General features: G+C 64.0%; 17 protein-coding genes and 1 pseudogene. 6 read left to right on the top strand and 12 right to left on the bottom strand.

Going from position 1 to position 18,978, the window contains the following annotated elements:
* Window positions 1–151: 151 nt before the first annotated feature.
* Entirely contained in the window at window positions 152–361 is a 210-nt protein-coding gene (locus tag AAHM38_RS07920) for a hypothetical protein (protein ID WP_009241324.1), read from the bottom strand.
* A 278-nt stretch (window positions 362–639) separates the two neighbouring features.
* On the opposite strand from AAHM38_RS07920, the gene AAHM38_RS07915 reads away from it, so the two are divergent.
* Both AAHM38_RS07915 and icd read left to right on the top strand, forming a co-directional pair.
* Entirely contained in the window at window positions 640–1,122 is a 483-nt protein-coding gene (locus AAHM38_RS07915) for a sugar dehydrogenase complex small subunit (protein ID WP_179817529.1), read from the top strand.
* 259 nt (window positions 1,123–1,381) lie between these two features.
* Window positions 1,382–2,632 (top strand): NADP-dependent isocitrate dehydrogenase, encoded by a 1,251-nt coding sequence (icd, locus tag AAHM38_RS07910; RefSeq protein ID WP_004631917.1) that lies wholly within the window; start codon window positions 1,382–1,384, stop codon window positions 2,630–2,632.
* Between the two features lie 219 nt (window positions 2,633–2,851).
* Here icd and AAHM38_RS07905 read toward each other — a convergent pair whose 3' ends face one another.
* The 4 genes and pseudogenes from AAHM38_RS07905 to AAHM38_RS07890 all read right to left on the bottom strand — a co-directional run bounded on the left by AAHM38_RS07905 (window position 2,852) and on the right by AAHM38_RS07890 (window position 4,576).
* Window positions 2,852–3,031 carry a hypothetical protein gene (locus AAHM38_RS07905; protein ID WP_009277417.1) on the bottom strand — a complete coding sequence of 60 codons (180 nt, stop codon included), beginning with the start codon at window positions 3,029–3,031 and terminating at the stop codon, window positions 2,852–2,854.
* Between the two features lie 371 nt (window positions 3,032–3,402).
* Window positions 3,403–4,023, bottom strand: coding sequence for a DUF4126 domain-containing protein (locus tag AAHM38_RS07900; protein WP_004631947.1), 621 nt, complete (start codon window positions 4,021–4,023; stop codon window positions 3,403–3,405).
* Between the two features lie 102 nt (window positions 4,024–4,125).
* Window positions 4,126–4,278: pseudogene (locus AAHM38_RS07895) on the bottom strand (DUF2501 domain-containing protein); the annotation flags it as partial.
* Between the two features lie 94 nt (window positions 4,279–4,372).
* Complete coding sequence (locus AAHM38_RS07890; RefSeq protein ID WP_004631953.1) at window positions 4,373–4,576, bottom strand: cold-shock protein; 204 nt, start codon at window positions 4,574–4,576, stop codon at window positions 4,373–4,375.
* Window positions 4,577–5,153: 577 nt separating this feature from the next.
* On the opposite strand from AAHM38_RS07890, the gene clpS reads away from it, so the two are divergent.
* Both clpS and clpA read left to right on the top strand, forming a co-directional pair.
* On the top strand, window positions 5,154–5,480 hold the full coding sequence (clpS, locus tag AAHM38_RS07885) for an ATP-dependent Clp protease adapter ClpS (protein WP_004631954.1): 327 nt from the start codon (window positions 5,154–5,156) through the stop codon (window positions 5,478–5,480).
* The gene (gene clpA, locus AAHM38_RS07880; RefSeq protein ID WP_012762704.1) at window positions 5,477–7,765 is read left to right on the top strand and encodes an ATP-dependent Clp protease ATP-binding subunit ClpA; all 2,289 of its coding nucleotides are present in this window, start codon (window positions 5,477–5,479) and stop codon (window positions 7,763–7,765) included. Before clpS ends, clpA begins: the two co-directional genes overlap by 4 nt.
* Before the next feature lie 68 nt (window positions 7,766–7,833).
* Here the strand turns inward: clpA and dut are convergent, their stop codons facing one another.
* From dut to coaBC, 3 genes are read right to left on the bottom strand one after another with little or no spacing between them, the layout of a single operon-like run.
* A complete protein-coding gene (gene dut, locus AAHM38_RS07875) occupies window positions 7,834–8,280 on the bottom strand; it encodes a dUTP diphosphatase (RefSeq protein ID WP_024974963.1) in 447 nt (148 codons plus the stop codon).
* The gene (locus AAHM38_RS07870) at window positions 8,277–9,323 is read right to left on the bottom strand and encodes an LLM class flavin-dependent oxidoreductase (RefSeq protein ID WP_116575476.1); all 1,047 of its coding nucleotides are present in this window, start codon (window positions 9,321–9,323) and stop codon (window positions 8,277–8,279) included. Before AAHM38_RS07870 ends, dut begins: the two co-directional genes overlap by 4 nt.
* On the bottom strand, window positions 9,320–10,525 hold the full coding sequence (gene coaBC, locus AAHM38_RS07865; protein ID WP_116575475.1) for a bifunctional phosphopantothenoylcysteine decarboxylase/phosphopantothenate--cysteine ligase CoaBC: 1,206 nt from the start codon (window positions 10,523–10,525) through the stop codon (window positions 9,320–9,322). The genes AAHM38_RS07870 and coaBC overlap by 4 nt, the downstream gene beginning before the upstream one ends.
* 149 nt (window positions 10,526–10,674) lie before the next feature.
* On the opposite strand from coaBC, the gene AAHM38_RS07860 reads away from it, so the two are divergent.
* Window positions 10,675–11,247 (top strand): YdcF family protein, encoded by a 573-nt coding sequence (locus AAHM38_RS07860; RefSeq protein WP_012762701.1) that lies wholly within the window; start codon window positions 10,675–10,677, stop codon window positions 11,245–11,247.
* Between the two features lie 384 nt (window positions 11,248–11,631).
* Here the strand turns inward: AAHM38_RS07860 and lspA are convergent, their stop codons facing one another.
* The 3 genes from lspA to AAHM38_RS07845 all read right to left on the bottom strand — a co-directional run bounded on the left by lspA (window position 11,632) and on the right by AAHM38_RS07845 (window position 16,143).
* Window positions 11,632–12,156 carry a signal peptidase II gene (lspA, locus tag AAHM38_RS07855; RefSeq protein ID WP_065859741.1) on the bottom strand — a complete coding sequence of 175 codons (525 nt, stop codon included), beginning with the start codon at window positions 12,154–12,156 and terminating at the stop codon, window positions 11,632–11,634.
* Window positions 12,156–15,035, bottom strand: coding sequence for an isoleucine--tRNA ligase (gene ileS, locus AAHM38_RS07850; RefSeq protein ID WP_116575474.1), 2,880 nt, complete (start codon window positions 15,033–15,035; stop codon window positions 12,156–12,158). Before ileS ends, lspA begins: the two co-directional genes overlap by 1 nt.
* A 109-nt stretch (window positions 15,036–15,144) precedes the next feature.
* Window positions 15,145–16,143: a bifunctional riboflavin kinase/FAD synthetase gene (locus AAHM38_RS07845; protein ID WP_116575473.1), complete on the bottom strand. Its 999-nt coding sequence runs from the start codon at window positions 16,141–16,143 to the stop codon at window positions 15,145–15,147.
* 220 nt (window positions 16,144–16,363) lie between these two features.
* Here AAHM38_RS07845 and AAHM38_RS07840 point away from each other — a divergent pair, with 220 nt between their 5' ends.
* Entirely contained in the window at window positions 16,364–18,196 is a 1,833-nt protein-coding gene (locus AAHM38_RS07840; protein ID WP_012762697.1) for an ATP-binding response regulator, read from the top strand.
* Window positions 18,197–18,262: 66 nt separating this feature from the next.
* Here AAHM38_RS07840 and AAHM38_RS07835 read toward each other — a convergent pair whose 3' ends face one another.
* A complete protein-coding gene (locus AAHM38_RS07835; RefSeq protein ID WP_004631976.1) occupies window positions 18,263–18,928 on the bottom strand; it encodes a response regulator transcription factor in 666 nt (221 codons plus the stop codon).
* Between the last annotated feature and the right edge of the window lie 50 nt (window positions 18,929–18,978).

Raw genomic sequence — 18,978 nt, 5'->3', positions numbered from 1 at the left:
CAAGGTACTCAAGCTTGATGGCGCTATTTTGACAGCCCTGCATGCGCGTCCGGGTTTCCGCTCAGCAGGCGAGGGCAAAAAAAAAGCAGATGCATAAGCACCTGCTTTTTCTGTATCGGCCGAGCCACGCGGGCCCGGCAGAAACACAAGCTTATTGCTTGGCGGCGTCAGCAGCCGGAGCCGAAGCGTCAGCAGCCTTCTTGGCAGCCTTCTTGTGGTGGTGCTTCTTGGCCTTCTTGGCCTTCGGGGCAGCCTTTTCAGCAGCCGGAGCAGCAGCTGCGTCAGCAGCCGGAGCGGAGGCTTGGGCGAACACACCGGTGGCGAACAGGCCGGCGATCAGGGCAGCGATCAGCTTCTTCATGGTGAATCCTTTTATAGATCAGTGAGTTAACCAACGACCCGCTAAATGAGTCATCTGCAATAACGCAGCCCGTTACAGGCGCGTTGACATGTCGCGCTGAATTTTTTGTGAGGTGGGGCAAAAGCTTCGGTGTGCCCTGATCCGCCATGTGGCGCATGTTGCGCTGCGCAAGAAAGATGCCCGGTGCCCGGTGTGCCGCGGCAGCATTTCGGACCGGTCTGATTGGATGACGGCGCCCGCGCCTTGAAACTGCGAGCCGATTTTGCCCAAGGCCCACCGTGTCTATTCCGCCGACGTCCCCCCGCCCCACAGGGGCCGCCCAGCCCACCAAGCCTGCTCACTTCCGGCGCCGCGATTTTGTCCTCGGCTGCGGTACGTTGCTTCTGCTCGGCGCGGCGCCTGGCTTCCGTCCGCCTTCGCATGGCGATTCCGCTCTCGACGATTTCATGCTCGTGTCGCAGACGCTCTGCGGTGCTCCGCTGGACCGCCAGGCCGGTCTAGCCTGTTTCAGCCATTTGCACCAGGCTGACGATCGCTTTGCCGAACACGTCCAGACGCTCGCATGGCTGGTCCGGCGCAATCCTGGCCTGGACGGCATGGGCCTGATCCGTTTGCTCGACGCCGACAACGCGTTCGACCTGCGCGCCGCGTTGGCCCGACTGGCGGATGCCTGGAATGCCCGGCTGGGAGCGGACCCCGGATCGATCGATGCCCGAGCCCGGATCGGCCGGGCTTCCGACGCCTGTCTGCCCGCCAGTTGACAGCAGCGCCGCCACGTGCGGGAGTATGGCGGATGGTGAAATTTTCCGGCATAATGCGGAATTCACTCTTGTGTCTTATATAAGAGTTGCGGCCTGCGCGGGATGCGAGATTTGTGCGGTGCATCGTGAGCGCGTCATCGTAGGCCGTTAGAATCGCCAGTTCATTGCAGTGCGCCACGCCGGCCAACCCGAGAGCGGCGCGCTGTGCTGTCAACCCCCACCGTCCACCCGCTACCTGCGGTCTGCACTGGAGTCGTCCATGTATCAACACATCAAGGTCCCGGCCGGCGAGAAGATCACCGTCAACCAAGACTTCTCCCTCAACGTTCCGAACAACCCGATCATTCCGTACATCGAAGGTGACGGCACCGGCTTCGACATCACCCCGGTGATGATCAAGGTGGTGGACGCGGCGGTTGAGAAGGCTTACAAGGGCGAGCGCAAGATTTCCTGGATGGAAATCTACGCCGGCGAGAAGTCGACCAAGGTGTACGGCCCGGACGTGTGGCTGCCGGAAGAGACCCTGCAAGTCCTGAAGGACTACGTGGTGTCGATCAAGGGCCCGCTGACGACGCCGGTGGGCGGCGGCATCCGTTCGCTGAACGTGGCGCTGCGCCAGGAGCTGGACCTCTACGTCTGCCTGCGCCCGGTGCGCTATTTCAAGGGCGTGCCTTCGCCGGTCAAAGAGCCGGAGAAGACCGACATGGTCATCTTCCGCGAGAACTCGGAAGACATCTACGCCGGTATCGAATTCGAAGCCCAGAGCGACAAGGCCAAGAAGCTGATCAAGATTCTGCAAGACGAATTCGGCGTGAAGAAGATTCGCTTCCCGGAAACGTCGGGCATCGGCGTGAAGCCGGTTTCGCGCGAAGGCACGGAGCGTCTGGTGCGCAAGGCCATCCAGTATGCGATCGACAACGACAAGCCGTCGGTCACGATCGTGCACAAGGGCAACATCATGAAGTTCACGGAAGGTGGTTTCCGTGACTGGGCCTACGCGCTGGCACAGAAGGAATTCGGCGCCGAGCTGATCGACGGCGGCCCGTGGTGCAAGTTCAAGAACCCGAAGACGGGCAAGGAAATCATCGTCAAGGACGCGATTGCCGACGCCTTCCTGCAGCAGATCCTGCTGCGTCCGGCCGAGTACTCGGTGGTGGCAACGCTGAACCTGAACGGCGACTACATCTCCGACGCCCTGGCTGCACAAGTTGGCGGTATCGGTATCGCCCCGGGTGCCAACCTGTCGGATTCGGTGGCGATGTTCGAAGCCACCCACGGCACGGCTCCCAAGTACGCAGGCAAGGACTACGTGAACCCGGGTTCGGAAATCCTGTCGGCCGAAATGATGCTGCGTCACATGGGCTGGACGGAAGCCGCTGACCTGATCATCTCGTCGATCGAGAAGTCGATCCTGTCCAAGAAGGTCACGTATGACTTCGCCCGTCTGCTGGAAGGCGCGACCCAAGTGTCGTGCTCGGGCTTCGGTCAAGTGATGATCGACAATATGTAAGCACGCGCTTCGCGGCTTCGGCCGTGATGCTAAGGAAAACCCCGGCAGCTTCGGCTGGCCGGGGTTTTTTTATTTCGCGCCGCCAACGGCCATCCGCAGACGCTCGCAGTTCTGGCCGCGTTCGCACGCGAAAAAATGGGTGGGCGAGCCCCAACAAGCCCCAACGCCGGTGCTGCAACAACGGCGCTGCGGGCCCATGCGCCGGGCCTCGCCCATTGATCAGCAGGGGTGTTCGGGTTGCTCTGGCAAGTCCGCCGTGCTCGTTGCGGAATGCTTGGGGGCTGCGGCGCGCGCGGACAGGGCACGCAAAAACTCACGCGCGGCGCCAACACCTTTTTGATATTCGGTGAGCGAATCGCCAGCCGGGGAATTGGCGGATTTGGAGATCGAGCGGGTCACGGCATTCCTTTTCAGCTGATGAACGGAACCGCGCCCAACCCTTGGTGGAGGGGTGGGCGAGCACAGGCAAGGTGGAAAACCGATGCGTAACAGTCGGCGCGGCCGAAGCCGCTCATGCCTGGCTCGCCCCAGGAGGGTGACGAAGCCAAGCCATAGCAGTCGAGGGCAAGAACCTATGCTCGGTCCTCACCCGTTACGCACGAGGTTTCCACACCTCGATCACTTTCTCTATGGCACTGAAAGCGATGGCGCGAGTGTACCGATGGCTGCTTCGTCTGAGCAGGGGCGAAACTATAAATCAGAATTTGCCTAGGGGATGCGCATGCGCGGCGCGGATGCTGTGTCTCGCCGCTGCGCGTTCGGGTGGTGCCTCAGTGCGGCAACCGCGTTGTGCCGGGCGATTGTGGCCCAGGCGAGCGTCCGCGCAATGCATCGCGCAGCTGCCGCACACCGCGCCACAGCTTGGGCAGTAACCACGCCGATACCAATAGCAGCAGCGCCAGCACCACCAGAAACGCAATCGGCAGGAAAAACGCCATCAACAAACCACCGCTGGCGGCCACGTCTTCGCTGAACGACGCCACCCAGTTCGAGAACGGTTCCGGCGACGTGTTGATCAGTGCGCGCGTGCCGGCCTTGGTGGCATGCGCCGTGCCGGCCAGCGTCCCGCCGATCAGTCCTGCAGCCACCATCCATTGCGGATCGAGCTGCCCGAACGCGGCGGCGGCCAGAATCGCACCCGCAGGCACGCGGATGAAGGTCTGGATGCCATCCCACACGGAATCGAAACCGGGAATCTTGTCGGCCAGGAATTCCGCCACCGCCAGCACGCCGGCCAGGCCGATCACCCACCACGATTCCAGCATCTGCAGCCCGGGCGGCAAATGTAGCCAACCCGTGCGGCCCAGGACGCCCGCAGCAAATACGGCCAGATAGAGTCGAAATCCGCTGGTCCAGGAGAGTCCGGCTGCCAGCGCGGCGGTTTCCAGCATGAGGTTCCTCGGGAGCGAAGAAGGGGCGGGCGAACGGTCAATCGATATTGCAGTGTAGTGCGCGCTCGCCTGCGCCGCGGCCCAAAGCAGCGTGCCCTGCGACAGGATCTTGTCGCAAGCCTGCCGGCTGATCTGCGATCTGAGGCTGCCCAGGTCGAATGTGTTGCCGCCTGAGCCGGTCAGGATGCCATTTGTGCCCTCGATGGAACCCGGGTTGTCCGAAACGACGTGTTGCGCGCGGTGCACCGCCGTCATTGTCCTGCGCCCGGGCAACAAAAAACCCGGCATGTCGCCGGGTTTTTTGCATTTGGGCACCATCGCCATGCGGCAAGGTGCCGCACAACGCCAATCAGGCAGCCTGGATGTTGGTGGCCTGCTTGCCCTTCGGGCCTTGCGTCACTTCAAACGAGACGCGCTGATTTTCCTTGAGCGTCTTGAAGCCAGCCATTTGGATGGCCGAGAAATGCGCGAACAGCTCTTCGCCGCCTTCGTCAGGCGAGATGAAACCGAAACCCTTGGCGTCGTTAAACCATTTGACCGTACCGAGTGCCATGAAAACCCCTCCGTTAAAACACAAGTCCGAGCCGGGAGGGGTGTGCCTGTCGGGGCAGTGCAGAGCGGTACCGCGCAGTCATCGCCCGGCCGCCGGCCCGCAGGGCACGACGAATGGCACGGGTGGAACCGCGCCGCAAGCGATCGGTCTTCTTGTGGCAAACACCACAGCCTGAAGCGGTTGTCGATCTGTTGTCGACTGGTGTGAGGCCTCCCGGGCTCACCATTCATGTGGCTCACTGCCAACGGTTTGCGGGGCAGTAGAGAGCACATGCTGAATTCGATTGTTCGAGGAATGTAAGAGACTGTCAAGGCCACGAACGGTGGGTTTGTGGCGAAAAACGGTCAGTTTCTGAAGAGGATTTGCTCGAAATCCGGTCGATCGCCTCAAAGTACGGAAAACGATTGGCATCTCGGGCGCGGCGCTTGCGCGGGTTTCAGCCAGCGCGGAGGCGGCAAGACCCTTCGCGCCCGAGGGCTGACGGACGCACGCGGCACGGGCCAAACCGTTTGTAGACCTTGAAGTCGGCGTTATTTCCCCAAATTGCGAACTCGAAAGGAGTGGTTAGAATAGGACCATGGCAATCCGGCAAGCGACCACTCCACAACACGATGCAGGCACCGTCCTGGAGCGGAAAGAGCAAGCGCTCAAACCGCCCGCGATGTACAAGGTGCTGCTGCTTAACGACGACTACACCCCGATGGAATTCGTCGTGATGATTCTTCAACAATACTTCAGCAAAGACCGGGAAACAGCCACACAAATCATGCTGACGGTGCATCGGGAAGGTAAGGGCGTGTGCGGTCTCTACACCCGGGATATCGCCGCGACGAAAGTGGAATTGGTGTCAACCCATGCACGGCAAGCGGGCCATCCGCTGCAGTGTGTGATGGAGGAAGCATGATTGCGCAAGAACTGGAAGTCAGCCTGCATATGGCGTTTGTTGAAGCCCGTCAGGCTCGCCACGAATTCATTACGGTGGAGCATCTGCTGCTTGCGCTGCTGGACAACCCGACGGCCGCCGAGGTGCTTCGCGCCTGCGCTGCCAACATCGAAGACCTCCGCACGCACCTGAAGAACTTCATCGCCGACAACACCCCGGTGGTACCCGGCACGGACGAGGTGGACACGCAGCCGACGCTCGGCTTCCAGCGCGTGATCCAGCGCGCCATCATGCATGTGCAATCGACCTCCAACGGCAAGAAGGAAGTCACGGGCGCGAACGTGCTGGTGGCCATCTTCGGCGAGAAGGATTCGCACGCGGTGTACTACCTCCAGCAACAGGGCGTGACCCGGCTGGACGTCGTCAACTTCATCAGCCACGGTATCCGCAAGGATCAGGCTGAGCCCGCCAAGCAAGGCGAGGGCAACCCTGAAGGCGAAGGCGGCGACGGCAAGGAAAGCCCGCTCGAGCAGTTCACCCAGAACCTGAACGCGCTGGCCAAGGCCGGCAAGATCGATCCGCTGATCGGCCGCGAGCAGGAAGTCGAGCGCGTGGTGCAGGTGCTGTGCCGCCGCCGCAAGAACAATCCGCTGCTGGTGGGCGAGGCCGGTGTCGGCAAGACGGCCATCGCCGAGGGCCTGGCATGGCGCATCACCAAGGGCGAAGTGCCGGACATTCTCGCGAAGTCCGTCGTCTACTCGCTCGACATGGGCGCGCTGCTGGCCGGCACCAAGTACCGCGGCGACTTTGAGCAACGCCTGAAGGGCGTGCTGAAGTCGCTCAAGGACAACCCCAACGCGATCCTGTTCATCGACGAAATCCATACGCTGATCGGCGCGGGCGCCGCTTCGGGCGGCACGCTGGACGCCAGCAATCTGCTCAAGCCGGCGCTGTCGTCGGGCGCGCTCAAATGCATCGGGGCGACGACGTTCACTGAATACCGCGGCATCTTTGAGAAGGACGCAGCACTGTCCCGCCGCTTCCAGAAGATCGACGTGGTGGAGCCGACGGTCGATCAGACCGTGCAGATTCTGCGTGGCCTGAAGTCGCGCTTTGAAGAACACCATGGCGTGAAGTACGCGTCGTCGGCGCTGACCGCCGCGGCTGAATTGTCGGCGCGCTTCATCACCGATCGTCACCTGCCCGACAAGGCGATCGACGTGATCGACGAAGCCGGTGCAGCGCAGCGGATCCTGCCGAAGTCGAAGCAGAAGAAGACGATCGGCAAGGGCGAGATCGAGGACATCGTCTCGCGCATCGCCCGTGTCCCGCCGCAAAGCGTGTCGCAGGACGATCGCAGCAAGCTGCAGACGCTGGAGCGCGACCTGAAGTCGGTCGTGTTCGGGCAGGACCCTGCCATCGATGCGTTGGCTTCGGCCATCAAGATGTCGCGTGCCGGCCTAGGCAAGACGGATAAGCCGATCGGCTCGTTCCTGTTCAGCGGCCCGACGGGCGTGGGCAAGACGGAAGTCGCCAAGCAGCTCGCGTTCATCCTCGGCATCGAGCTGATCCGCTTCGACATGTCGGAGTACATGGAGCGCCATGCGGTGAGCCGGCTGATCGGCGCGCCTCCGGGCTACGTGGGCTTCGACCAAGGCGGTCTGCTGACAGAAGCCGTGACCAAGAAGCCGCACTGCGTGCTGCTGCTGGACGAGATCGAGAAGGCGCACCCGGACATCTTCAACATCCTGCTGCAGGTGATGGACCACGGCGCGCTGACGGACAACAACGGCCGCAAGGCGGATTTCCGCAACGTGATCATCATCATGACGACCAATGCGGGCGCCGAGACGATGAACAAGGCAACGATCGGTTTCACCACGGCGCGCGAACAGGGCGACGAGATGGCCGACATCAAGCGCATGTTCACGCCTGAGTTCCGCAACCGTCTGGACGCAACCATCAGCTTCCGCTCGCTGGATGAGGAAATCATCATGCGCGTGGTCGACAAGTTCCTCATGCAGCTGGAAGAGCAACTGCACGAGAAGAAGGTGGATGCCATCTTCACCGAGAAGCTGCGTCGCTTCCTGGCGAAGAAGGGCTTCGACCCGCTGATGGGCGCGCGCCCGATGCAGCGTTTGATTCAGGATCTGATCCGCAAGGCACTGGCCGACGAACTGCTGTTCGGCAAGCTGGTGAATGGCGGAAAGGTGGTCGTGGATCTGGACGATGCGGATGCGGTGAAGCTGGAGTTCTCCGAGAACGAAGCGCCGCCGGCACCTGCCCAGGAAGAAGCGGAAGCCTGACGAGCTTGTCGCACCAAACAAAAGGCCCGGAAGTTCCGGGCCTTTTTTCTTATGCGTAGGCGATGTTGTCAGTGGCGCCCGGTGCTGCCGAAACCACCGGCACCGCGCTCGCTCTCGGCAAAGTCGTCGACGATGTTCAGCTCGGCTTGCACGACCGGCACGATCACCAGTTGTGCAAGGCGCTCCATCGGATTGAGCACGAATGCCGTGCTGCCACGGTTCCACGTGCTGACCATAAGTTGGCCTTGATAGTCCGAATCGATCAGCCCGACCAGGTTGCCGAGCACGATGCCGTGCTTGTGGCCCATGCCCGAGCGCGGCAGGATCAGCGCGGCATAACCCGGGTCAGCCAGGTGGATGGCCATGCCGGTCGGGACCAGGTGCGTGGTGCCGGGCTCGATGGTGAGCGGGGCATCGATGCAGGCGCGCAGGTCCAACCCGGCGCTGCCGGTGGTGGCGTACTGAGGGAGCTGTTCGTGCAGGCGGGCGTCGAGGATCTTGACGTCGAGTTTCATGCGGGGCTGGCCGAAGAGGTTGCAGAAGCCGGAGATGGTAGCGCAAACGCGTCGGCCAGCAGCTCGTAGGAGCGCAGGCGTGCCTTGTAGCTCGGTGCGACGGTCAGCACGATCAGTTCATCGGCCACAAAGCGGTCCTTGAGCGCATGCATCTGCTCGGCGACGGATTCCGGCGTGCCGATGATGCTGCGCGGGCGCTCGCGCATGACGATGGCTTGGTCGCGCTCGGTGTAGACGTGGGCTTCGCCTTGTTCGACGGTGGGGATCGGGCCGTTCACGCCAAGCGCCATTTGCACACGGCGCAGATCAATCGCAGCCTCGTAGCGGCGCGCCTCGGCTTCGGTGTCGGCGGCGATGACGAAGATGGCGGCGGCGCTATACGGGCGTGCATCGTAGCCGGGTTCGAAATCGGTGCGGTACTGCTGCGCGACGATGTGCCCGACGTGCGGATTGATGAAGTGCGCGAACGCGAAACGGATGCCCAGGCGAGCTGCGAGCGCGCCGCCGAAATCGCTGGAGCCGAGCATCCACAGTTCGGGTCGGGTATCGATCTCGGGCTGCAGGATGACGCCATAGGCGGGGTGATCCGGCGGCAGCGTGCCCGTCAGGTGCCAGATCAGTTCCTGCACCTGCTGCGGGAAGATGTCGCCGCGGTTGTAGTCACCCATGGCTACGGCCTGCGCGGTACGCATGTCGCCGCCCGGTGCGCGGCCGACGCCCAGGTCGATGCGGTTCGGAAACAGCGCCTCCAGCAGGCGGAACTGCTCGGCCAACTTGAACGGGCTGTAGTACGGCAGCATCACACCGCCGGAGCCGACGCGCAGGTGCTTCGTGGCGCTCGCCACGCGGGCGATCATCACTTCCGGCGCCGGATTGCTGACGCCACGCAGGCCGTGGTGCTCGGCGCACCAGTAGCGCGTGTAGCCGAGCGCATCCGTGAGTTGCGCCAGGTCGACCGTCGCGGCGATGGCATCGCGCGCGCTGTGGCCGTAGATGACGGGGCTTTGATCGAGGACGGACAGGCGGATCGGCGCGGCGCTCATGACTGTGCCCCATGCACGCGATCGGCGATGGCCGCGACGATCTGGCGCGCGAGCGTCAGCTTGTCGGCACGCGGCAGGCGCGTGATCCCCTTTGCATCGAAGAGCGCGACTTCATTGTCGTCGCGGCCGAAAGTCTGATGGCCGAGATTGCCGACCAGCAACGGGATGCCTTTTTTCTGACGCTTGGCCTCGCCAAACTCCTCCAGGCGCTCCGTTTCGGCCGCAAAACCGACGCAGAACGGCGCATTCGGGCGGCGTGCGACAGCCGCCAGGATGTCGGGGTTCTGCGTGAACGTAAGAGAGGGCACGTCGGCGTCGCTCTGCTTCTTGAGCTTGTGCTCTGCCGCCTGTGCCACACGCCAATCGGCCACGGCGGCCACGGCAATGAAGATGTCGTTCTTCGCCGCATCCAGTTCGTGCATGACGGCGTCGTGCATCTGCTGGGCGGTTTGCACATCGATGCGCAATACGCCTGCAGGGGTGTCCTGATGGCACGGACCAGCGACTAGCGCGACTTCGGCACCGGCCTGCGATGCGGCCCGCGCCAGCGCAAAGCCCATCTTACCGCTGGACAGATTCGTGATGCCGCGCACCGGGTCGATCGGCTCGAAGGTCGGGCCGGCCGTCAACAGCACGCGGTGGCCGCGCAGCAGCTTGGGCTGGAAGAAGCCAATGAGCTGCTCGACGATGTCTTCCGGCTCGAGCATGCGGCCGTCGCCGACTTCGCCGCAGGCCTGGTCGCCGGCATCGGGGCCGAGCAGGGTGACGTCGTCGGCGCGCAGTTGAGCGGCATTGCGTTGTGTGGCTGGTGCGGCCCACATCTGCCGGTTCATCGCGGGCGCCACGAGCAGGGGGCAATCACGTGCGATGCACAGCGTAGAGAGCAGATCGTCTGCCATGCCATGCGCGAGCTTGGCCATAAAGTCGGTGGACGCTGGCGCGATGACGATGGCATCGGCCTCGCGCGACAGGTCGATGTGCGGCATGTTGTTGCCAATGCGGCCATCCCACTGCGACGTAAAGACCGGGCGGCCGGAAAGCGCCTGCACCGTCACCGGTGTGATGAAGTGCGCGGCGGCCTCGGTCATCACGACCTGCACGGTCGCGCCGGCCTTGGTCAACAGCCGCACCAGCTCGGCGGACTTGTAGCACGCGATGCCGCCGGTCAGGCCGAGGACGAAATGTTTGCCTTGCAGTTCCATAACAACCCGCTTGGGAATCCGATTGACGCAATATGCGCGGGCAGGATACAACCCGATGCCCGGGCCTCCTGCTGAACAGTGGCGATGATACCGGCTTGCCCTACGGCGCGTTTGGCGCCACGGTTTTTCGTCAAATGCGTATTCCCGATATGGTTTTCGGTCGTTCGACAGTTCGCGGTGTCCTCGCCTGGATTGGCGGTTGCGCCATCGTTGCAATGGCGTTCAGCGCCGTGCTCGTCTGCGGGGCCAAGAGTTGGTTGCGCGAGGAGCCCAGGCTTGCACACGCCGACGTGATCGTCGTGCTGGGCGGCGAATCGGGTCAGCGCGTAATTGGCGCGGCCGAGCTGTACCACGCAGGCGCGGCGCCCCGCGTGTTCGTGAGCGGGCAGGGCGATTGCCTGCTGATCGAACGTCGCTTGGTGATGGCGGGTGTGCCCGCAGGGCGCATCGGCCACGAATGTGTGTCAGGCAGCACGATGGAAAATGCGCGGATGACGCGCCAGACGCTAGCGGGCCAGCAGGTGCAAAGCGCAATACTGGTCACGAGCTGGTATCACACCGGCCGGGCGCTGGCCGTGTTCCGCAAGGTGTGGCCGGAAATCACGTGGGGTGCGCAGGGCGTATTCCCGGGCGACACGCTGGCCAAGTCGGTGCCGGTCTACGAAGCCGGGTCGATTCTTGCCGAGTACGTAAAGCGGGCGTGGTACGCCGTGCGCTACTGAACCCGGGCCTTACTCAGCGCGCACGGGCCGGGCATCGGCGGCCAAGTCGCCCAGCGAGGGCGGATCGCGTCGCGCTTGTAGAAATCCCGCGACCAGTCGCGCAGCGCGCTGCTGGCGTGGAGATGCGCCGAGATGCCGCCGAACACGGCGAGCTTCGGGGGGAGTTGGTGATCTTCTGCGCGATGCCGCCGGCCGGGCCGGTGCGCAGCGCTCAGAACGCCGCATCGAGGCGGATGACCGGCGCGGCAATCATCGATGTACCTTGCCCGGCGCCTCGGCGCTCAGATGGACCTGCGCGTCCTGTTCGTGGCGATGCGCGGGCCGGCCTCATCGAGGCACAGCACCGCTTCTCCGTTCAAATGCTGGGGGCCTGGAACGGCAGTCTTAGCGACGAACGCGCCGCAGTTCGTCGACGATCAACAGGACCGCGCCGATGGTGATACCGCAATCCGCCACGTTGAAGGCCGGCCAGTGGTAGTTGTGCAGGTAGAAGTCGAGAAAGTCGACCACGTGGCCGTAGATGACGCGGTCGATCACGTTGCCCAGCGCGCCGCCCAGAATCAGCGCCAGCGCGAAGCAGAACATCTTCTGCCCGCTGTGCCGCTTGAGCAGCCACACGATGAACAGCGCCGCCGCCACGCCCAGCCCCGTGAAGAACCAGCGCTGCCAGCCGCCCGCCGCGGCCAGGAACGAAAACGCCGCTCCCTTGTTATAGGCGAGCACCAGGTTGAAGAAGCCGGTGATCGGCCGTGACTCGCCGTAAGTGAAGGTTTTGAGGACGGCGATCTTGGTCAATTGGTCCAGCAGGATCCAGATGACGGCCAGGCCCAGCCAGGGGCCCACGCCATGACCGCCGCCGCTCTTCTTCATCCCGATCGATTTGCTCTTGCCGTTGTTCCGAGTGGCCATCAGGCAGCGCTCCGTTGTTCGCCGGCGCCGAACAGGTTGTCGGTGCAGCGCTTGCAGAGGGTCGGGTGGGCGTGGTCGTGGCCGACGTCGGCGCGGTAATGCCAGCAGCGCTCGCACTTGGCGTGCGTCGACGGCACCACGGTGATGAGCAGATCGCCGCCTTCCGGGGCGCGTTCCAGCTTGGCCGCCGACGTGATCAGCACGAAGCGCAGGTCGTCGCCGAGGCTGGCCAGCGCGTCATGCACCGCTTCACCCGCCGACACCGTCACTTCTGCCTGCAGCGACGAGCCGATCTTGCCATCGATGCGTAGCGCTTCCAGTTGCTTGGTCACTTCGCCGCGCACGTTGCGGATGCCGGCCCACTTCTCCAGCAGGGCGCTGGCGCCTTGCGGCACCGGAGCGTTGTAATACGTGCTGGTGAAGATGGTGTCGCTGTGCTCCGTGCCGTGGGCGAAGACCTGCCAGGCCTCTTCCGCCGTGAACGACAGGAACGGCGCCATCCAGTGCAGCATGGCCTGGGTGATGTGATACAGCGCATTTTGTGCCGAGCGGCGCGCCACGGAATCGGGCGCCGTGGTGTACAGGCGGTCCTTCAGCACGTCGAGGTAGAAGCCGCCCAGGTCTTCCGAGCAGAACGTCTGCAGCTTGGCGACCACCGGGTGGAACTCGTACACGTCGTAGTGCGACAGGACTTCCTTTTGCAGCGAATCCGTCAACGCCACGGCATAGCGGTCGATTTCGAGCCATTGCTCGGTCGGCAGCGCGTGCTTGGCGTGGTCGTAATCGGTCAGGTTGGCGAGCAGGAAGCGCAGCGTGTTGCGGATGCGGCGATAGCCTTCCACCACGCGCTTCAGGATCTCATCCGAGATGGCCAGTTCGCCCGAGTAGTCGGTCGAGGCCACCCACAGGCGGATGATCTCGGCGCCCATCTTGTTGGCGATTTCCTGCGGCGCGATCGTGTTGCCGATCGACTTGGACATCTTCCGGCCTTCGCCGTCCACCGTGAAGCCGTGCGTGAGCAGGCCCTTGTACGGCGGCTTGCCGTACAGCATCGAAGCCGTCAGCAGCGACGAGTGGAACCAGCCGCGGTGCTGGTCGGAACCTTCCAAGTACAGATCAGCCAAGCGGCCGTCCGGCAAGTCGGCCGATGCATCGTACAGATCCGCCGCATGCGAGCCACGGATGACGTGCCAGTGCGTCGTGCCCGAGTCGAACCACACGTCGAGCGTGTCGCGATTCTTCTCGTACATGTCAGCCTCGTCGCCGAGCAGCTCCCGCGGGTCGAGCGTCTGCCAGGCTTCGATGCCGCTTTGTTCGATGCGCTGGGCCACCTGCTCCAGTAGTTCGGGCGTACGCGGGTGCAGCGCGCCGGTTTCCTTGTGCACGAAGAAGGCCATCGGTACACCCCATTGGCGCTGCCGCGAGAGCGTCCAGTCCGGGCGGTTGGCAATCATGTTGTGAAGGCGCTGCTTGCCCCACGACGGGTAGAACGCGGTGGCATCGATGCCTGCCAGCGCCGTTTCACGCAGCGTGCTGTTGCCGTCGTTAGGCTGCACGTCCATCCCGGCAAACCACTGCGACGTGGCGCGATAGATGATTGGCGTCTTGTGGCGCCAGCAGTGCATGTAGCTGTGCGCGTACTTGTGCGCATCGAACAGGTTGCCCGATTCGCGCAGCACTTCGACGATCTTCGGGTTGGCATCCCAGATCATCTGGCCGCCGAACAGCGGCAGCGTCGACGCGTACACGCCGTTGCCCATCACCGGGTTGATGATTTCCGAGTCGGGCATGTTATGTGCCTTGCACGACTGGAAGTCTTCCACGCCGTAGGCGGGCGCGGAGTGGACGATGCCGGTACCGGTGTCGATGGTCACGTAGTCGCCCAGATAGACCGGCGAGGTGCGATCGTAGCCCGCGTCCATCTTGGCGAGCGGATGGTGGAAACGTACGCCCGACAGGGCTGCGCCTTCGCACGTGGCCAGGACGGTGCCTTCGAGCTTCCAGCTTTGCAGGCAGGCTTCGACGCGCTCCTTGGCAACGATCAGCAGCCCGCGAGCCGTGTCGACCAGCGCGTATTCGATTTCCGGGTGCAGGTTCAGCGCCTGGTTGGACGGAATCGTCCACGGCGTGGTGGTCCAGATCACGATCCAACCCGGCTTGGCCTTGAGCACATCGGCGCCAACATGGAACGCACTCGCCAGCGCGTCGATGTCGGCAAACGGGAAGCCGACGTCGATCGACAGGTCGGTGCGATCCGCGTATTCGACTTCCGCCTCGGCCAATGCCGAGCCGCAGTCGAAGCACCAGTTGACCGGCTTCAGGCCGCGGAACACGTAGCCCTTTTCCAGGATCTTGCCCAGCGCGCGCACTTCATCCGCTTCGTTGCGGAAGTTCATGGTCAGGTACGGATCGGCCCAGTCGCCCAGCACGCCCAGGCGTTCGAAATCCGCCTTCTGGCGGGCGATCTGGCCCGTGGCGTAGGCACGCGCTTTCTCTTGCACTTCCTTGACCGGCAGGCCCTTGCCAAATTGCTTTTCGATCTGGATTTCGATCGGCATGCCGTGGCAATCCCAGCCCGGCACGTAGACGGCGTCCAGCCCGGTCAGGCCGCGCGCCTTGATCACCATGTCCTTAAGGATCTTGTTGACCGCGTGGCCAATGTGCAGATCGCCGTTGGCATACGGCGGCCCGTCGTGAAGGATGAACTTCTTCGCGCCCTTCCGCGCGGCGCGGATCTTCTTGTAGAGCTGCTTGTCCTGCCATTGCTTGACCCACAGCGGCTCGCGCTTGGGCAGGTCGCCGCGCATGGGGAAGGGCGTGTCCAGCAGGTTGACCGGGTACTTGCTCTTCTCCGGCGTAGGCTTCTTGGAATCGGACATGGTGTGATGTGGGGCAGATTCGGGCGATTCGGGTGGGTGCAGGCGCGGCTGACATTGCAGGACGCGCGTGCGCAGCGTGTGGCTTCTGGGCGGCGAACGTGTCGGCCGCCTACTGAATTCGGTCGGTGGCGGAGGTGGCGAAGTCGCGCCGAAGCGTCGGCGACTCGCCGGCCGGCGGAACAGGCAGGCCGAAGAACTGCCGCGCATGAACACAGTCCTGCGCGATGGCGTCCTTGAGCGCATCGAGCGAATCGTAGCGAGCCTCGTCGCGCAGCTTCTTCATGAATTCCACGCGGACAAGCTTGCCGTAGACATTGGCCTGGTAATCGAAGATATGCACTTCCAGCAGCACGCGGCCGGAGTCGTCCACCGTCGGGCGTACGCCAATGCTGGCGACGGCCGGCAGCGGTTTTTCGGCCAGCCCGTGCACCTGCACGACAAAGATGCCGGCCACTGCCGGCTTGCGGTGCGAGATGCGCAGATTCAGCGTCGGGAAGCCGAGCGAGCGGCCGAGCTTTTGCCCGTGCACCACGTGCCCGCTGATGGCATAACCGTGACCGAGCAGGCGGCGGGCATGTTCGAGGTCGCCTGCGGCCAGCGCCTCGCGCACTGCCGAGCTGGAGATGCGGATGCCGGACTCCGACACCGAGCCCATCTGCTCGACCTCAAAGCCGAACTGCGCGCCGGCTGCCTGCAGGTAGGTGAAATCTCCGGCGCGCTTGGCGCCAAAGCGGAAGTCGTCGCCCACCAGCAGCCAGCGCGCGTGGAGACCATCCACCAGAACGTTGCGCACGAACTCGTCGGGCGTCTGCGCGGCGAAATGCGCGTTGAAATGCTCCACGACCACGCGGTCGACGCCCTGTCGGCGCAGGCTTTCCAGCTTGTCGCGCAGCAGGGCGATGCGGGTGGGCGCGCGGTCCGGCGTGAAGAATTCGCGCGGATGCGGCTCGAACGTCATGACCGTGAGCGGCAATCCGCGTGCGTCGGCCGCCGCGCGTGCGCGGGCCAGCAGAGACTGGTGCCCGCGGTGCACGCCGTCGAAGTTGCCGATGGTCAACGCGCAGGGCGCGCGACTTTCGGCGTTGGGCAGGCCGCGAAAGACTTTCACGAGAAGCGTCGGTGAAGGAGGGAAAAAGAAACTGTTTTCGTGCCGGATTGGCGCGGCAATTCGCAGAAATCCAGCAAAACGCACATTATATAAGGGATTGCCCCATCCCCGGCGCGCACGCGGATGGGTGTCGGGGTGTTGCACAATCGTCCGAACGGTGCGCCCGCGCGGTTCATGCTTGCGGCACAATCCGGTATCCAGTTTCTTCCCGACATCCCCCTTGAACGCCTCGCTGCGCCTTTTCTTCGCCAAGTTCGGGCTTGCCAGCCGCGCGCCGCTTGAACTGGATGCCCGAGCCAAGCTGCTCGCCGCCGTGCATCGCGGGGCGCCCATGGGGATCGCCGCCTCGGTCGTCCTGCCTGCCTTGACGGTCGCCGCGTTCTGGGATGCCTCCAACCGGCCGGGGCTGTTGGGCTGGTGCCTGATCATGCTGTGCCTGACGGCGTCGGGCCTGCGCTTCTATTTCGGCTATCGCTACGACCTGACCCGCATGACGCTGGCCGCGCACACCCGCAAGTGGTGGACGGGCATGCACGTCATGTCGGCGGTGGGCGGGGTGGCGTGGGGCTGCTCGGCGGGGCTGTATCTGATGTCGCCGTCGCTGGAGTTCAGCAGCCTGTTGATGATCGTGATCATCGGTGTGGCGGCGGCGGCGGTGTTGTCGCAAGCGCCGGTGCCGTCGAGCCTCCTGATCCTCGGAACGGGCATCCTGGCGCCGCACTTTTTGCTGGCCGAGCAGGCGTTTCCGGGGCACGGGCTGTATTTGCGCGGCGTGCTTCTGTTCTTTGCGGCGCTGCTGACCCGGCATGCCGTCAACATCCATAACACGCTGGTGCGCGAAATCCAGCTGGAGAACGAGAGCCGCCAGCTCGCGCGGCGCTACCAGGATGAAAAGCAGCGCGCGTTGTCGGCGTCGGAAGAAAAATCGCGCTTCCTGGCCGCGGCCAGCCACGATTTGCGTCAGCCGGTGCATGCAATTGTGCTGCTGGTGGAGGCGTTGCGGGCGCGCAATCAGTCGGAATCCTTGGCGCCGCTGGTGGAGCAACTCGCCTCGGGCGCCGCGACCATCGATCTGCTGTTCCGCTCGCTGCTGGACCTGTCCAAGCTGGAGAGCCGCAAGACCTCGCCGACACTGGAGCCGGTGGATCTGGGCGAGGTGATCACCGAGGTGGTCCAGCAATTCATGCCGGATGCCCGCGCCAAGGGCCTGACGCTCGCGGCGCGCATTCCGCCGCTGCCGGTGTACGGGATGGCCGAGCCGGTGCTGCTGCGCCGGGCGCTGTTCAACCTGCTGCAGAACGCGCTGCGCTACACCGAGCGCGGTGGCGTGATGGTGGCGCTGCGCGTGCGCCAGAAGCATTTACGGATCGAGGTGTGGGATACCGGTATCGGCATCGCGCCTGAGCATCAGAAAGACATTTTTTCGACCTACTACCAGGTCGAAAACCCAGAACGCGATCCGAGCCAGGGCTTGGGTTTGGGTCTGTCGATCTACAAGGAATGCGTGCGTCTGCTGCGCGGCACGTTCGGCGTGCGCTCGGTGCCGGGACGCGGCTCGATGTTTTGGATGGCGCTGCGGCCGGTGCCCGCAGAGATCAAGGCGCCGCTGGCCACGCAGCCGCGCGCCGAGCAAAAGCGCGCCGTGCTCGATCAGCCGCGATTCTCCGGCGTGGTACTGGTCGTGGACGACGACCCGCAGATCCGCAAGGCCTGGCACGCGCTGCTCGAAGCGTGGGGCGTGGAAGTCCACAGTGCCGCCGATGGCCGCTCCGCCGAGCAACTGCTGGCGCGCGGCATCCGTCCGCAGATCATCTTCTGCGACTTGCGCCTGCCCGGCGAGGAAGACGGCCTGCAACTGCTTGAGCGCTGGCAGGTTAGCCACCCCGATGCCCACGCCGTGCTGCTGACCGGCGATCGCAACTCCGCCGCCCTGGCGCGTGCCGAAGAAGCCGGCTATCTGCTGCTCGCCAAGCCCATGGACCCGAACATGCTGCGGGTGCTGCTCAAGCGCTGGCTGCGCGGCCGCTCAGCCGAGCCGCAGGTGGCCTACTGATACGGATGGGAATGTAAAACGGCGCCGTCGATGGCGGCGCCGGATTCAAGAGGCCAGACGCTCAGTTCAGGCCGCGCCCGTCAGGCGAAAACGCTCCATGCGCGAAATGATCTGGATGCGCGTGCGCACGCCCAGCCGCTGCAAAATCGCCGAGACGTGCTCTTTGACGGTGTTTTCCGTCAGGCCCAGCTGACGTGCGATCGACTTGTTCGGCAGACCTTCGAGCAGCAGCGCGAGCACCGAGCCCTGCCGCGGCGTCAGTCCCAGTTCGGCCGGCGTGATGGGGATGCCGTGCGAAGCGCCGCCCTTGCCATTGATGCCGCCCATATCGTCTTCCGACGGGAAGGACGCATCGCCGCCAAAGATGCCGGCCACTGCCTTGGAGAACGCATGCGCATCGGCGTGCTTGCCGATGAAGCCGATGGCGCCCAGCGCTTGGGCCTTGGCGACGATTTCCGGCGTGTTTTCCGCCGACATGAAGGCAAAGCGCGCTTCAGGCAGTTTGCCGCGCAGCTCGCGCATGGCGTCGAAGCCGGTGCAGTCGGACAGCCACACGTCCAGCAGCACGACGTCCGGACGGACGCCTTCTTCGACCAGCGCAAGCGCCTGGCGACGGCCAATGGCCGCGTGCACCTGAACTTCAGGCAAGGCGTGTGCAAGAAACGTGGTCGTGCCAGACAAGGCGAGAGGGTGGTCGTCGACCACCAGCAGGCTACGCAGCGAGCTCGTCATTCTTATTCCCCGGTGAGAGCAGAGCCCTCTTGTTGTTGTACGCGTGTCGA

Source organism: Ralstonia sp. OTU4908, from assembly GCF_038440115.1.
GTDB classification, from domain to species: Bacteria; Pseudomonadota; Gammaproteobacteria; order Burkholderiales; family Burkholderiaceae; genus Ralstonia; species Ralstonia pickettii.
This window is presented reverse-complemented; position numbering and strand designations above follow the sequence as displayed.

Coding starts and splice junctions, on each gene's coding strand:
- AAHM38_RS07920 (WP_009241324.1), bottom strand. CDS start 361: ATGAAGAAGCTGATCGCTGCCCTGATCGCCGGCCTGTTCGCCACCGGT.
- icd (WP_004631917.1), top strand. CDS start 1,382: ATGTATCAACACATCAAGGTCCCGGCCGGCGAGAAGATCACCGTCAAC.
- AAHM38_RS07900 (WP_004631947.1), bottom strand. CDS start 4,023: ATGCTGGAAACCGCCGCGCTGGCAGCCGGACTCTCCTGGACCAGCGGA.
- AAHM38_RS07890 (WP_004631953.1), bottom strand. CDS start 4,576: ATGGCACTCGGTACGGTCAAATGGTTTAACGACGCCAAGGGTTTCGGT.
- clpS (WP_004631954.1), top strand. CDS start 5,154: ATGGCAATCCGGCAAGCGACCACTCCACAACACGATGCAGGCACCGTC.
- clpA (WP_012762704.1), top strand. CDS start 5,477: ATGATTGCGCAAGAACTGGAAGTCAGCCTGCATATGGCGTTTGTTGAA.
- dut (WP_024974963.1), bottom strand. CDS start 8,280: ATGAAACTCGACGTCAAGATCCTCGACGCCCGCCTGCACGAACAGCTC.
- AAHM38_RS07870 (WP_116575476.1), bottom strand. CDS start 9,323: ATGAGCGCCGCGCCGATCCGCCTGTCCGTCCTCGATCAAAGCCCCGTC.
- coaBC (WP_116575475.1), bottom strand. CDS start 10,525: ATGGAACTGCAAGGCAAACATTTCGTCCTCGGCCTGACCGGCGGCATC.
- AAHM38_RS07860 (WP_012762701.1), top strand. CDS start 10,675: ATGGTTTTCGGTCGTTCGACAGTTCGCGGTGTCCTCGCCTGGATTGGC.
- lspA (WP_065859741.1), bottom strand. CDS start 12,156: ATGGCCACTCGGAACAACGGCAAGAGCAAATCGATCGGGATGAAGAAG.
- ileS (WP_116575474.1), bottom strand. CDS start 15,035: ATGTCCGATTCCAAGAAGCCTACGCCGGAGAAGAGCAAGTACCCGGTC.
- AAHM38_RS07835 (WP_004631976.1), bottom strand. CDS start 18,928: ATGACGAGCTCGCTGCGTAGCCTGCTGGTGGTCGACGACCACCCTCTC.